The following is a 12,869-nucleotide window of genomic DNA, read 5'->3' on the forward strand; positions in this document are numbered from 1 at the left end:
GTTAGGCGGCGGAACCTTCAATTTGCTGCAGTTGTCCACTCAAATCACCTAAGCGTTGATAGATTTCGGCAGAGATTGCTATTTCGGCTGCGCCGATTAATCCAGCCAATTGCGCAACATTTCGCGCGCCAATAATGGTGCCCGTTGTAGCCGGGTGAGCTAATGTCCATGCAATGCTTAATTGCGCAACGGAGCAGTTTAGTTGCTCACTTAAACGTGCCAATTTGGCAACGAAGTCGAGGTTGTTGGTTAAGTTTGGCTCTTGGTAAAAATGCGACTTATGACGCCAATCTCTTGTATCTAGGTTAGCAACGCGCTGTTTTGTCATTCGACCAGAAAGCAAACCATTGGCCATGCTGGAATGATGGATTGTGCCGACTTGATGCGCTTGACACCAAGGCAATATGCAGGCTTCCACTTCTCGACTCAACAGTGAATACGCTGGTTGATTTGAGGTGATTGGCGCTATTTTGTGTAGCGATGCCAGCTGCTCGGCCGTAAAGTTAGAGACGCCAATTTCGCGCACTTTTCCCTGTTTTTTTAATTCGGCCAAGGTGTGCCAAGCTTGCTCAAGTTGGTGCTCGGGCACGGGGCGATGAATTTGGTACAAGTCAATCACATCAACCCCTAGGCGAGATAAGCTAGCTTCTACTTCCTTGGTTATTTGCTCGGGGCTAAGGCCTGGAATCAATTCACTTTCGCCTTGGTTCCAGTAAAAACCACACTTAGTCATGATATAGGGCCGCTGTGAGGTTTGTTTTAACGCCTTACCTATGACCCGCTCAGCATTACCTAAACCATAGGCTGGAGCAGTGTCGATCCAGTTAATGCCCGATTCTAGTGCTTTATGAATGGTGTTGATGGAATCTTGCTCAGATTGAGTGCCCCAGCCCCAATCGCCAATATCCCCACCAATAGCCCAGCTGCCTAAGCCCAAAACCGATAGTGATAAATCTGATCTTCCTAGTTGACGAGTTTCCATGATAATGCTCCTTAATGGCTGTTTCTAATTCACTAAGGTCATGCTAATTGTTAGAGTTAACTCTAAGTCAACAGCTTATTTTGAAATATTATTCAATCAGTTCCACCATAGAGCTGTTACCGACCGATGCTATCGCCGTGTGCGTAATTGAGTTTTTTAACTTCACATGCAGGCGATCCGTTTTCATTACACCACATGCTAGTGCTAGCCCCGATGGCTCGCTATGATGGCCAAACGAAAAGGAAGATCATGAACTATCAAGCAATCAATATAAAAGAGAAGCTTTCACAATTTGACGCCCTTTGGTCACCTCGCGTTATCGCCGAAATGAACGATTACCAATTTAAGCTGGCTAAAGGCGAAGGTGAATTTGTCTGGCATGCTCACCAAGACACCGATGAGGTGTTTATCGTGATTGACGGTACACTAGAAATTGAATTTCGCGATGGTAAGGTCACGCTCACTAATGGGGAAATGTTTGTCATACCTAAGGGGGTAGAGCATAAACCCTTTGCCAAAGGACTGTGCCAAGTACTGCTGGTTGAACCAAGGGGCGTTATTAATACTGGGGATGCGGGCGGAGATCTGACCGCTGAAGCAGATATTTGGATTTAACTTGGATTTACTGGTCACCCTCGACAAATAGATTCAGATCGGGATACGCCATTAGAGAACATCATGTATTTAATCTTAGCGCTTATATTTATCGTCATTGTTGCTGCGCTGTGCTGGTTTGATGATAGCTTACCAAAGCAATATCGCCGCCGAGTTTGCATGGGACGGCGCTGGAAACAGGCTTTTCCTGCTGCAAAAAAGCAAGATATGCGGCGGTTTTTAACGGATTTCACCTTAGCATTTGCTTTTGATGAGAAAGACAAATTGCAGTTTGCGCCAACAGATAAAATTCTGGATATTTACCGTGCCCTTTACCCTAAAAAATGGATGCCAGATTCGCTAGAGATTGAAACCTTGGCTGAAGACATGGCCGTTAAATATCAAGTAAAGCTTGAGGGCATTTGGTACGATGATCTAACTTTGGGGGAGCTATATCTCGCAACACAACCGGGGAAATCTGCCGTTGCATTGGGACATTGTCAGCTATCTAAATAGGTATGCATGATTATCACGCCGTAAACTACGCCAAAGATAAATAACACCAGTACATCCTAGCAGTTTTGAGCCCCATTGCAGCGGGGGCATTGGGGTATTTGATTTGGCAAAGCTTAATCGTCAAGGCCAAGCTTATTAAGCTAAGGAGTAAAAGAAAAGTGCAAACTGGTTCATGGACATGATTCTTTTGCTTGGCTTGATTTTATCCAATCCTAGCGCATAAAGCCTTGTTTAGAGATTATCTGTCTTCGGTGTGCTCTGGAATGGGAGCTCGTCGTGAGCCTTAACCATACCGATATTTGAGTAGGGCGCCTAGTTTACATATATCCCAGCTCCCTTCTAACTAAACTTTTTCATATGGCTAAGGACAAATTTTGCCGAGCTCTACTGGTTGAGTGAGGCTCATTTCACCGTCTAACGCTCGATAAACTATGGTGTGGTAAACCTCACTATTATCCATCTCAAATTCAAACGCATAATTGACACCATTCACCACTTGGGAATGCACAGACAGTACCTTGGTTAGTTGTGCATCAGTAACCATTGAGTTTAGGGCAAAATCTAGAGTTTCTTGAGCCTGAGGTGACATGTCTTTCTGAGACCAACCACCAGCAAGGTTCTTGCTGTTGCAAATAGGGCTTTCGTATGTCATCGATGCCGTTTCCTTTGGTGATAAACTGCACCCTGCCAGAGTGAAAATACTTAACAAAGCTAGATAGGTGATAGGGTACTTCATTTTGATTTCTCTCTTTAATTAAATAGTTAACCTATCTTAGCCACCAAGTGCCGTTCGATCGCTTGTGTAGCTCACAAAAAGTAACAGGACTCCCACTAACTTGCCCTAGCTTATATCTCGGCATTATTGTCAGTATTTTAGGTGAATGTTCCCTCTTCCATTTGAACCTGTTGCTTCCATGTTGTCTACGACGTGACTGAGTATCTTTAACTCTGCCACAACTTTTCGTTACGCTTAACAGCTAAAGCAGTGGCTATTTTAGAGCGTCCAGCCCCAAGGGATATGTCGTTTTTACTTGTTATCATTTTGCTAGAAATAGAAATGAACACTTGTGCCGTATTCCTTAGCTTTTATAAGAAGGTATTTGATTTCATTTACAATGTCGTGAACTTTCGGCTCCCATTGTTGGGTTTGAATATAAGCCAAGACAACCGGAACGGAATTTTTTGCTGGCAAGATTTCATCTTCATAGTCATCGATCATTGACCCACAGAGCTTGTTGATATCATCAAAGAAACCCGCTGACCATAAATTAGCAAATTGCTCTTTTGACAGGATAATTTCTTCCAATTGCTCTGGAGGGCATTGATCTAAGTCCAGTAATCTCTCAGCTTCCGTGTTCTTCGGAACAGTGATCGTTTTCATATTGAGTAATAACGCTGGTTTATGGGGAGTTATTTATGTAGTTGAGTTTTGGTGGGATGTGGTGAAGCCACCTAAAATGGAGCGAAAAATGTCTCCATGATGGCTTTGTCACCTGCCGTATGTTTTTGTAGCAAGCGCAAGGATGTAATGATAACCCCACGCCCCCATATCATATGCCTTAGGATAGACTTCTTGTTCTGAACTTGTTTTAAAGCCCTCACCCAAAATTTCTCCACCAGTTTCTTGAATCGTTTTTATATGTGCATAGCTTTGTTCTAAAATTCTAGAGCCAGCTACTAAATCAATTGTTGGTGGGGTATCACCAACCCAATCCAACAGAGCGGCGATAAACATACGAGAGTCTACTTTATCCAATGTCGACAGTTTCCCGACCACCACGCCACAGCAATACTTGCCGTTCTCAAGTGGAACTGACCAAAATTGCCCTCGCTTTAAGTATGAGGTTGATTTGGGTTTGAAAGGGTAATTTTGTTTCATGCTAATTTCAGCTAACCGTGTAATCTACATCTTTCCTAATAATCCTGCATACGACAGCCAAGGTCTATCCCGTAAAATATTCAATTAATCAATACTTTAATTTCGCATCCTAGTCTAAACTTTACACCAAGGGAAAAACAAATTGAGTCTAAATATTACGACCCCCTCAATCAGGCTCCCTACAAACCGAGCGGATAATTTACGTGACTATACATCAATGAATCATATTTCAATGTGAACAAGCCGAGACTTTTGCATTTTACCTACCGCGCCTATCGTTCTAGCTTGCCAGTTGAAAAGCCAATCTTAGGGATCAAAAAAGCCGACTCTGTGGTCGGCTCTCAATCATTTTAGCTAATCTAAATTTAAGCTTAGAAATCAGCCGTTTTAGGTGCACGTGGGAATGGGATCACGTCGCGTACATTGCCCATACCGGTTACGTAAGCTACCAAACGCTCAAAGCCTAAACCAAAGCCGGCATGTGGCACGGTGCCGTAGCGTCGTAGATCACGGTAGAAGCCGTACTCTTCTTTATCTAGACCCATTTCGTCCATACGCGCATCTAGCACTTCTAGGTTTTCTTCACGTTGGCTACCGCCAATGATTTCACCTATGCCCGGTGCCAGTACGTCCATGGCTGCCACGGTTTTACCGTCTTCATTTAGCTTCATGTAGAAGGCTTTAATGTCTTTCGGGTAGTTTTGCATGATCACTGGGCCGCCAATGTGCTCTTCGGCGATGTAACGCTCGTGCTCAGATTGTAAGTCTACGCCCCATTCAACTGGGTATTCAAATTTCTTACCACAGTTTTGCAGAATGTCGATGGCCTCGGTGTAGTCCATGCGCACAAACTTAGAGCTGACCATTTTTTCTAGGCGGCTGATGGCGTCTTTATCAACGCGCTCGGCGAAGAACTTCATGTCGTCAGCACGCTCGGTTAATACGGCTTTAAATACGTATCTCAACATGTCTTCGGCCAGTTGTGCGGCATCGGCAAGGTCGGCGAACGCAATTTCTGGCTCGATCATCCAAAACTCAGCCAAGTGACGGCTGGTGTTTGAGTTTTCGGCGCGAAACGTTGGGCCAAAGGTGTAAATTTTGCTTAGGGCACAGGCGTAGGTTTCACCATTTAGCTGACCAGATACGGTTAGGAAGGTTTCCTTGCCGAAAAAGTCTTCTTTATAATCGATGTTACCTTGGTCGTCTTTTGGTAAGTTCATCATGTCTAAGGTAGACACGCGAAACATTTCACCCGCCCCTTCGGTGTCGCTGCCGGTGATGATAGGGGTGCTTACCCAGTAGTAGCCACGCTCGTGGAAGAAGCGGTGGATAGCTTGAGATAAGCAGTTACGCACGCGCGCAACCGCGCCAATCATGTTGGTGCGAGGGCGCAGGTGAGCGTGCTCGCGTAAATATTCAATGCTGTGGCGTTTGGCTGCCATAGGGTAAGTGTCAGGGTCTTCAACCCAACCCACAACCACAACCTTGGTCGCTTGAATTTCAAATTGTTGACCTTTACCTTGGCTTTCTACCACTTCACCGGTTACTTCAACCGAGCAACCTGTGGTTAGGCGTTGTACTTCGTTTTCGTAATTGGTTAAATTGGCTGGCACCACGGCTTGGATCGGGTCGAAACATGAGCCGTCGTAAACGGCAAGAAATGAAATTCCGGCTTTTGAATCACGGCGCGTGCGGATCCAACCTTTTACAGTGACCTGACTTCCAATCGGAAACTGACCTTTAAATACTTCAACTACGGACGCTTGCGTCATTTTTTTAGCACTCCAGCTTAACCAAGTAGTGAACTTTCATTTTGCTTTTTAGCTCCGCCGCCAAGCGGCTCTGTGCGAGCTAAAGCCTGTTCACCAAAATTACCAATTATTAAAGGGCTTAATCTTACCTTTGCTTAGTCAGGAAACAAGTAAAAATTCGTTTTTGTGTGGCGCTAAGCGCAGCGAGACACTTGGCTCACAGTAAATGGGTAGGATTTTCGCTAGATTAAGGCTTGTTAAGCCAGAAAAGGAGGTCGAAATGAGGTTAGCACGCAAGGAGAGACGCAATGCGACCCCTTGGTTAAATGTATTACTGGGTTGGAGCTCGTTACTGGCTTGGAGCTTGTTTCTTATCGCTTTGATCTTGTTTCATTACGCTCGCCCTGAAATGGAAACAGGCTTAGTGCGCTATTTCAATTTGCCGTTTCGTGATCACTGGGTCATCGAGCTAAAAACCGTGTTTCTCTATACCCTATGGGCTTGCTGCGCCATCAGCACTATCAATTTTTTAGTCAATTTGCTTTATAAACGGCGCAGCACAGATCATATTTGGTTTAACCCTGTGCTGCTTATAGTGATTAGCTTGGTATTTATTATTTTTCTTTATGACTATGGTTAATTTGTATTAGTTAAGCCAATCTCTGCAGTGCTTGCTCGATGGCCGAAGTCAACTGACTGAGTTGAGCCCGCGTGATCACAAACGGCGGCATAATATAGATAAGCTTGCCAAACGGGCGGATCCACACGCCTAGTTCAACAAAAATGGCTTGCAAGGTAGCCACGTCATAAGCTTGCGTGGTCTCAACCACACCTATGGCGCCCAGCACTCGCACATCGGCCACATTTGAGTGCGTTTTTAAGGGCATTAATTCAGCCATTAGCTGCTGCTCAATGCGCGTCACATTGGCTTGCCAAGGGCTTTCTAATAACAGGGTTAGGCTGGCTTGTGCCACGGCGCAGGCTAAAGGATTAGCCATAAAGGTTGGCCCGTGCATAAAGACACCCGCCTTGCCGCTGCACACGGTATCGGCCACTTTTTTCGTGGTTAAAGTTGCCGCTAGGCTTAAATAGCCGCCGGTTAAGGCTTTACCTAAGCACAAGATATCGGGCTCGATGCCAGCGTGCTCACAGGCAAACAGTTTGCCTGTGCGACCAAAGCCAGTGGCGATTTCATCGGCAATCAGCAAAATGCCGTATTGGTCGGCTAGCTGGCGCAGTCCTTTTAAATAGTTGGGATGATAAATACGCATGCCGCCCGCGCCTTGCACGATTGGCTCGATAATAATGGCGGCGATATCTTGATGGCGTTCGGCCAGAAGCGCCTTGATTTCATCCATTTCATTTTCTTGCCAAGCTTCGTCAAAACGGGTTTGCGGTGCGCTAACAAAATAATGCTGTGGCAAAAAGTCTTGATACATCTCGTGCATTGAGTTTTGTGGGTCGGTCACGCCCATGGCGCCAAAGGTGTCGCCATGATAACCGTTGCGTACGGTTAAAAATTTAGCCCTAGGCTGGTTTAAGCTGTGCCAATATTGCAGCGCCATTTTCAGCGCGACTTCTACCGCCACACTGCCGGAATCACTGATGAACACCTTTTCTAAGCTGGCAGAGGTCATCGCTACCAAGGTTTGGCATAGTTCCACCGCGCTTTGGTGGGTAATGCCACCAAACATCACATGGGCCATTTTATTGAGCTGGTTTTGCGCGGCTTGGTTAAGCTCAGGCACGTTGTACCCATGAATACAGGCCCACCAAGACGACATGCCATCAATTAATTGCTGGCCGTTTTCTAGCTCAAGACGCACACCGTGGGCGCGCACCACAGGATAACAGGGCAGGGGATGGATGCTGGAAGTGTAGGGATGCCAAATATGCTGCTGGTCAAACTCGGTATTAATGCTCATAAAATAACCATTAGTTAACTTTGGTGCGTTGAAAAAGTTGACAGTCTAGCGTTCATCCATACACTAGCCAAATTATTTTAATAAACCTATTCAATGATGAGCGGGGCGAGCATGACAGTAGCAGTCAGACACGATTGGACAGTGGCAGAAGTAAACGCACTATTTGCATTACCTTTTATGGACTTGGTGTTTCAAGCACAAACCGTACACAGAGCGAACTTCGATCCCAATCAAGTACAGGTCAGTACCTTATTATCGATTAAAACCGGTGCTTGTCCGGAAGACTGTAAATATTGTCCGCAAAGTGCGCGCTACGATACCGGTCTTGAAAAAGAGCGCCTGTTAGAAGTTGAAAAGGTGTTAGAAGAAGCGAAAAAAGCCAAGGCGGCTGGCTCGACCCGTTTTTGTATGGGCGCGGCGTGGAAAAACCCAAAAGATCGCGACCTGCCTTATATCGAAGAAATGGTCAAAGGGGTGAAAGCCCTAGGTTTAGAGTCTTGTATGACGCTGGGCATGTTAGATCAATCTCAAGCCGAGCGCCTTGCTAAGGCGGGTTTAGATTACTATAACCACAACCTAGATACCTCACCAGAATATTACGATCAGATCATCACTACCCGTACTTATCAAGATCGCCTCGATACCTTAGATCATGTGCGCAACTCAGGCATGAAGGTGTGCAGTGGCGGTATCGTAGGGTTAGGTGAATCGGCCAATGACCGCTCTGGCTTATTGGTGCAACTGGCTAATATGCCTAAGCACCCTGAAAGTGTGCCAATTAACAAGCTAGTGAAAGTAAAAGGCACCCCGCTGGAAAACGTGGATGACTTGGACGAGTTTGAATTTATTCGCACCATCGCCGTTGCCCGTATTATGATGCCGCAATCTCATGTGCGTTTATCGGCGGGGCGCGAAAAAATGAATGAACAAACTCAAGCCCTGTGTTTTATGGCGGGGGCGAACTCGATTTTCTACGGCTGTAAGCTGCTGACCACGCCAAACCCTGAAGAAAATAGCGATATGCAGCTATTTAAAAAGCTAGGCATTAACCGCGAAGAGCGCCATCAGGATCCAACCGAGCTGGAAGTGGATTTACCCCTTGGGCCCATTACCGAAGACACCGACCTGTTTTACGATGCCACCGCGAGAATGAGCTAAGCGAACAAGTATGGCTTTTGAGTTTATTGCGGATGCGTTAGCCGAGCGCAAACAAGCCCATTTATATCGCCAGCTGACGCCCATTGATGGCGCGCAGCAGCGCGAAATTACGGTGGGCGGTCAACGCTATTTAAATTTTTCCAGCAACGATTATTTAGCCTTAGCCAATGAGCCCTTGCTGGTCAAAGCGTGGCAGCAAGGCTTAGAACAATACGGCTGTGGCAGCGGCGCCAGTGCGCTGGTAACGGGGTACAGCAAGGCGCACCAGCAGCTAGAAGAAAAGCTGAAAGCTTGGCTGAGTGTGGATGCGGTGGCGCTGTTTAACTCAGGTTACAGTGCTAATCAGGCGGTGCTGAAACTGCTGTTAAGTAAAGATGATTTACTGCTGCAAGATAGGCTAAACCACGCCTCACTAATGGAAGCGGGCAGCTTGCTACCTTGTAAAATGCTGCGTTTTCGTCATAACGATTGCGAGCATCTGGCCAGCTTGTTAGCCAAACCGGCTACCAATAAGCTGATCGTGTCGGAAGGCGTTTTCAGCATGGACGGTGACGGTGCGCCCATTGCTAAGCTGCTGCAATTGCGTGACCAACACAATGCGTGGCTGATGATAGATGATGCTCACGGCTTAGGTGTGCTGGGCCGTGCTGGCACAGGCACGGTATGTGCAACGGGCTTACATAATCATGATATAGATATTTACATGGCCACCTTTGGTAAAGCCCTTGGCGTGGGCGGCGCGATGGTGGCGGGCTCGGTGGAGTTTATCGAGTATGTAACAAACTTTTCTAAGCCTTATATTTACACCACGGCCATGCCGCCAGCACAAGCGGTGGCAGTAGGCGCAGCTATCGATATCGTAATGAAACAGCCTTGGCGCTTGCAGCAGCTGCAAGACAATATTCATTATTTTAGGCGCATGGCGAATCAGTTAGGTCTGCCTTTAATGGCGTCGCAAAGTGCCATTCAGCCTGTTTTAATCGGTGACAGTGAGCGGGCTCTTCAGGTGTCTAAGGCATTGCGAGAGCTTGGCTTTTATTGCGCGGCTATTCGCCCACCGACGGTGGCCAAAGGCAGTGCCAGATTAAGAATCACCCTGACGGCTAAGCATCAGATCAAAGATATTGATGCCTTACTTAATGCCTTACATCAGGTGTTAGCGTGATATCAGGTATTAGTGGCTCATGAGTTATTCTCCAAAAAGCTCAATTGCGCAGGCGTTTTCTAAGGCGGCCGCCTCTTATGACAGCGCCGCGCAGTTTCAGCGCGATACCGGCCATAAGCTACTGGATCCCGTATTAAGCCGAGCTAACGTGGAGCCATTGGCTAGCCAGCGTTGGCTCGATTTAGGCTCAGGCACTGGTTATTTTACTGAGTTACTCGCAGCTAGCGGTGCTCACGTGGTGGGGTTAGATTTAGCCTTGGGCATGCTCAGTCATGCTAAAGCGCAGCGCAGCAGTCAAGGTAGTAAACAGCTTAGTCACCCGTTAACTTGGGTAAATGGTGATGCCGAATCCTTACCACTGCAAGACAATGCTTTTGATTTGGTTTTTTCTACCTTGGCGCTGCAATGGTGTGATGATCTCGGGCGTGCACTGCAAGAAGCCCATCGCGTACTTAAACCCCAAGGTGAAATGTATTTCACCACCTTAGTGGCTGGCTCGTTAACCGAGTTAACTCAAGCTTGGCAGCAAGTAGATGATAAGCACCATGTTAATGCTTTTTTATCTCAGGCTGAGATAGCAGCCGCGGTGTGCCAAGCCGATTTTTCCCATGTCGAGCTACAAGTCTTACCCGAGGTGGTGAGCTATCCCAATGCGCTGGCTTTGTTAAGGGACTTAAAGGGCATCGGCGCCAACCATGTCCCTACCAGAGCACACGCTGCTGGCTTAGGAGGGCGAGGTGCCCTTGCTGCCATGTGTCAAGCTTACGAGTCATTTCGTAACGACCACGGCATGCTGCCTGCCACCTATCAAGTTTGCTACGCCAAACTTATCAAGTAGTAAAAAAGACTAGAATCGAAATCAGTTTCATTATTTACTACGGATCCAGCTTAATATGAGTAGCGTATTAAGTGTTGCTTTCCTTTGCCTTATTTAATTGGAGAACGGATTAATGACCCAAGCCTTTTTTGTTACCGGAACAGATACGGAAGTCGGTAAAACCTTTGTTTCTTGCGCCTTGATGCAGGCATTACGTCAAGCGGGTCAAACCGTGATCGGTTACAAGCCTATTGCGGCCGGGGCTGAGCTTAGCCATCACGGCTTATTAAATGATGATGCCTTATTGCTGCAACAAAATGGCTCGTTACCATTACCTTATGAAGCGGTCAACCCAATCGTGTTTGCACCGCCCATCGCACCGCATATTGCCGCCGCGCAAGCGCAGCAAACCATTAATATGCAGGTAGTGGAGCAGGGCTATCAAAACTTACTTGAGCAGGGGGCAGATACCTTGCTGGTGGAAGGCGCGGGCGGTTGGCATTTGCCTTTAGGTAATGGCCAAAATTTGTCTGACTGGGTAGCGCAGGCGCAATTACCTGTGATCATGGTGGTGGGCATGAAATTGGGCTGTTTAAATCATGCCTTACTGACGGCCGAAAGTATCACACGTGCCGGCCTTAAATTGGTGAGCTGGGTGGCGAACAGTCCCGGCGTTGAGCAAGGGTTTTTAGCAGAGAATATCGCCCATCTAGAGCAAGTCATCGACGCCCCTTTACTGGGCAAAATTCCCGCGATGAATGGTGCTCAAAGTGAGTTTAGTGATGTGATGGCCGCAGCCAAACAAGCGGCGGATAATTTGAATATCGCGCCGCTACAGGCGATAAAATAGGCTACGTTTGGCGAATATTTCCACTACAATCTGGATGTTTATTCCATGTAGCCGCCGTGTGATCAAGCTGTAACATTTTTTGCGTAAAATTATGTAAAGAACACTTGATCTTTTGGTTGCTAGACATATTATGTCGTTGTTTCCATCCATTAATTATAAAGCCAGTTGGCAGAGGACAAACATGAAACGAATTGCACTTTTAATACTGACTAACTTAGCCGTGATGCTAGTGTTGGGTATCGTGTTACAAATTGTCTTTGCTGTAACAGGGATCAACAGCAGAGGAATCGGTGGCATACTCACATTTGCCTTAGTGTTTGGTTTTGGTGGTGCATTTATTTCACTGGCCATGTCAAAAATGATCGCGAAGCGCTCCACGGGGGCGGTGGTGATCACCGAGCCGCGCAATGCCGATGAACATTGGTTACTTGAGCGTGTTGGTGAGCAAGCGCAAAAAGCCGGCATTGCCATGCCAGAGGTAGCGGTATACAACAGCCCAGACATGAACGCGTTTGCCACCGGTATGACCAAAAACTCATCCCTAGTGGCGGTGAGCACGGGTTTGATGCAAGGCATGACGCGTGATGAAGTTGAAGCTGTGTTGGCTCACGAGGTTAGCCACATTGCTAACGGTGATATGGTGACTTTGACGCTAGTTCAAGGCGTAATGAATACCTTTGTGCACTTCTTTGTGTCTATTGTCTCTAACGTGATCCAAAACGTATTAGGCGGCGATGAAGAAGGTGAAGGTGGTTTAGGCTTTATCGCTTCTTTTGCTATCAGTATGGTGTTATACGCGGTATTTGGCGCAGCGGCTTCAGTTGTGGTGGCTTGGTTTAGTCGTAAGCGTGAATTTGCTGCTGATGCGGGCGCGGCCCAGTTAGTTGACAAGCAAAAAATGATCAATGCCCTTGAGCGTTTACGTACCGGTAACCAACATGAAATGGAAGGCCAATTTGCAGCCTTTGGTATCAATGGTGGCTTTAGCTCATTATTCTCTACTCACCCACCGTTAGAAGATCGCATTCAAGCGCTTAAAAATCAGTAATCCTACTTGAGTTAATAGGGCTGCTTCGGCAGCCTTTTTTTGTCTTCCCCCTCCCATCGTGATCTGGAAATGAATCTAAGTTAATGGTTTTGTTAGGTAAGATTAGCAAAAACCGCTTGAAGAGGACCTAGATTCTATTAATTACCTTACTAATCTGGCAAACTATGTAAAAAAAAGATATTTC

14 protein-coding genes are annotated in these 12,869 nt (G+C 46.6%); 8 read left to right on the forward strand and 6 right to left on the reverse strand.

What is annotated here, in order from left to right:
• Position 1 precedes the first annotated feature (1 nt).
• Positions 2 to 982, reverse strand: coding sequence for an aldo/keto reductase (locus K6Y21_RS01015; RefSeq protein WP_233069731.1), 981 nt, complete (start codon positions 980 to 982; stop codon positions 2 to 4).
• A 249-nt stretch (positions 983 to 1,231) separates the two neighbouring features.
• Between K6Y21_RS01015 and K6Y21_RS01020 the strand changes: the two genes are divergently transcribed.
• A complete protein-coding gene (locus K6Y21_RS01020) occupies positions 1,232 to 1,597 on the forward strand; it encodes a cupin domain-containing protein (protein ID WP_233069732.1) in 366 nt (121 codons plus the stop codon).
• A 63-nt stretch (positions 1,598 to 1,660) separates the two neighbouring features.
• The gene (locus K6Y21_RS01025; protein ID WP_233069733.1) at positions 1,661 to 2,092 is read left to right on the forward strand and encodes a hypothetical protein; all 432 of its coding nucleotides are present in this window, start codon (positions 1,661 to 1,663) and stop codon (positions 2,090 to 2,092) included.
• A 361-nt stretch (positions 2,093 to 2,453) separates the two neighbouring features.
• On the opposite strand, the gene K6Y21_RS01030 is transcribed toward K6Y21_RS01025, so the two are convergent.
• The 4 genes from K6Y21_RS01030 to asnS form a co-directional block, all read right to left on the reverse strand.
• Complete coding sequence (locus tag K6Y21_RS01030; RefSeq protein WP_233069734.1) at positions 2,454 to 2,744, reverse strand: cystatin family protein; 291 nt, start codon at positions 2,742 to 2,744, stop codon at positions 2,454 to 2,456.
• Between the two features lie 393 nt (positions 2,745 to 3,137).
• Positions 3,138 to 3,473 carry a hypothetical protein gene (locus K6Y21_RS01035; protein ID WP_233069735.1) on the reverse strand — a complete coding sequence of 112 codons (336 nt, stop codon included), beginning with the start codon at positions 3,471 to 3,473 and terminating at the stop codon, positions 3,138 to 3,140.
• Positions 3,474 to 3,581: 108 nt separating this feature from the next.
• On the reverse strand, positions 3,582 to 3,971 hold the full coding sequence (locus K6Y21_RS01040; protein WP_233069736.1) for an Imm26 family immunity protein: 390 nt from the start codon (positions 3,969 to 3,971) through the stop codon (positions 3,582 to 3,584).
• A gap of 371 nt (positions 3,972 to 4,342) precedes the next feature.
• Positions 4,343 to 5,743: an asparagine--tRNA ligase gene (gene asnS, locus K6Y21_RS01045; protein WP_233069737.1), complete on the reverse strand. Its 1,401-nt coding sequence runs from the start codon at positions 5,741 to 5,743 to the stop codon at positions 4,343 to 4,345.
• Positions 5,744 to 6,002: 259 nt separating this feature from the next.
• Here asnS and K6Y21_RS01050 point away from each other — a divergent pair, with 259 nt between their 5' ends.
• Entirely contained in the window at positions 6,003 to 6,362 is a 360-nt protein-coding gene (locus tag K6Y21_RS01050) for a hypothetical protein (protein WP_233069738.1), read from the forward strand.
• Between the two features lie 10 nt (positions 6,363 to 6,372).
• Here the strand turns inward: K6Y21_RS01050 and bioA are convergent, their stop codons facing one another.
• Complete coding sequence (bioA, locus tag K6Y21_RS01055) at positions 6,373 to 7,647, reverse strand: adenosylmethionine--8-amino-7-oxononanoate transaminase (RefSeq protein WP_233069739.1); 1,275 nt, start codon at positions 7,645 to 7,647, stop codon at positions 6,373 to 6,375.
• Between the two features lie 111 nt (positions 7,648 to 7,758).
• Here bioA and bioB point away from each other — a divergent pair, with 111 nt between their 5' ends.
• From bioB to htpX, 5 genes are all read left to right on the forward strand, one after another.
• Positions 7,759 to 8,805 carry a biotin synthase BioB gene (gene bioB, locus K6Y21_RS01060; protein WP_233069740.1) on the forward strand — a complete coding sequence of 349 codons (1,047 nt, stop codon included), beginning with the start codon at positions 7,759 to 7,761 and terminating at the stop codon, positions 8,803 to 8,805.
• A 10-nt stretch (positions 8,806 to 8,815) separates the two neighbouring features.
• Positions 8,816 to 9,970, forward strand: a complete 1,155-nt coding sequence (gene bioF / locus K6Y21_RS01065; protein ID WP_233069741.1) for an 8-amino-7-oxononanoate synthase — start codon at positions 8,816 to 8,818, stop codon at positions 9,968 to 9,970.
• A gap of 19 nt (positions 9,971 to 9,989) precedes the next feature.
• On the forward strand, positions 9,990 to 10,808 hold the full coding sequence (gene bioC, locus K6Y21_RS01070; RefSeq protein WP_233069742.1) for a malonyl-ACP O-methyltransferase BioC: 819 nt from the start codon (positions 9,990 to 9,992) through the stop codon (positions 10,806 to 10,808).
• A gap of 112 nt (positions 10,809 to 10,920) precedes the next feature.
• On the forward strand, positions 10,921 to 11,637 hold the full coding sequence (gene bioD, locus K6Y21_RS01075) for a dethiobiotin synthase (protein WP_233069743.1): 717 nt from the start codon (positions 10,921 to 10,923) through the stop codon (positions 11,635 to 11,637).
• Between the two features lie 181 nt (positions 11,638 to 11,818).
• The gene (gene htpX, locus K6Y21_RS01080; protein WP_233069744.1) at positions 11,819 to 12,685 is read left to right on the forward strand and encodes a protease HtpX; all 867 of its coding nucleotides are present in this window, start codon (positions 11,819 to 11,821) and stop codon (positions 12,683 to 12,685) included.
• Positions 12,686 to 12,869: the final 184 nt, after the last annotated feature.

It is taken from the genome of Motilimonas eburnea (genome assembly GCF_021295345.1).
In the GTDB taxonomy this organism is placed as follows: domain Bacteria; phylum Pseudomonadota; class Gammaproteobacteria; order Enterobacterales; family CBDFNC01; genus Motilimonas; species Motilimonas eburnea.

Coding starts and splice junctions, on each gene's coding strand:
- K6Y21_RS01035 (WP_233069735.1), bottom strand. CDS start 3,473: ATGAAAACGATCACTGTTCCGAAGAACACGGAAGCTGAGAGATTACTG.
- bioA (WP_233069739.1), bottom strand. CDS start 7,647: ATGAGCATTAATACCGAGTTTGACCAGCAGCATATTTGGCATCCCTAC.
- asnS (WP_233069737.1), bottom strand. CDS start 5,743: ATGACGCAAGCGTCCGTAGTTGAAGTATTTAAAGGTCAGTTTCCGATT.
- bioF (WP_233069741.1), top strand. CDS start 8,816: ATGGCTTTTGAGTTTATTGCGGATGCGTTAGCCGAGCGCAAACAAGCC.
- bioD (WP_233069743.1), top strand. CDS start 10,921: ATGACCCAAGCCTTTTTTGTTACCGGAACAGATACGGAAGTCGGTAAA.
- K6Y21_RS01050 (WP_233069738.1), top strand. CDS start 6,003: ATGAGGTTAGCACGCAAGGAGAGACGCAATGCGACCCCTTGGTTAAAT.
- K6Y21_RS01040 (WP_233069736.1), bottom strand. CDS start 3,971: ATGAAACAAAATTACCCTTTCAAACCCAAATCAACCTCATACTTAAAG.
- K6Y21_RS01030 (WP_233069734.1), bottom strand. CDS start 2,744: ATGACATACGAAAGCCCTATTTGCAACAGCAAGAACCTTGCTGGTGGT.
- bioB (WP_233069740.1), top strand. CDS start 7,759: ATGACAGTAGCAGTCAGACACGATTGGACAGTGGCAGAAGTAAACGCA.
- htpX (WP_233069744.1), top strand. CDS start 11,819: ATGAAACGAATTGCACTTTTAATACTGACTAACTTAGCCGTGATGCTA.
- K6Y21_RS01025 (WP_233069733.1), top strand. CDS start 1,661: ATGTATTTAATCTTAGCGCTTATATTTATCGTCATTGTTGCTGCGCTG.
- bioC (WP_233069742.1), top strand. CDS start 9,990: ATGAGTTATTCTCCAAAAAGCTCAATTGCGCAGGCGTTTTCTAAGGCG.
- K6Y21_RS01015 (WP_233069731.1), bottom strand. CDS start 982: ATGGAAACTCGTCAACTAGGAAGATCAGATTTATCACTATCGGTTTTG.
- K6Y21_RS01020 (WP_233069732.1), top strand. CDS start 1,232: ATGAACTATCAAGCAATCAATATAAAAGAGAAGCTTTCACAATTTGAC.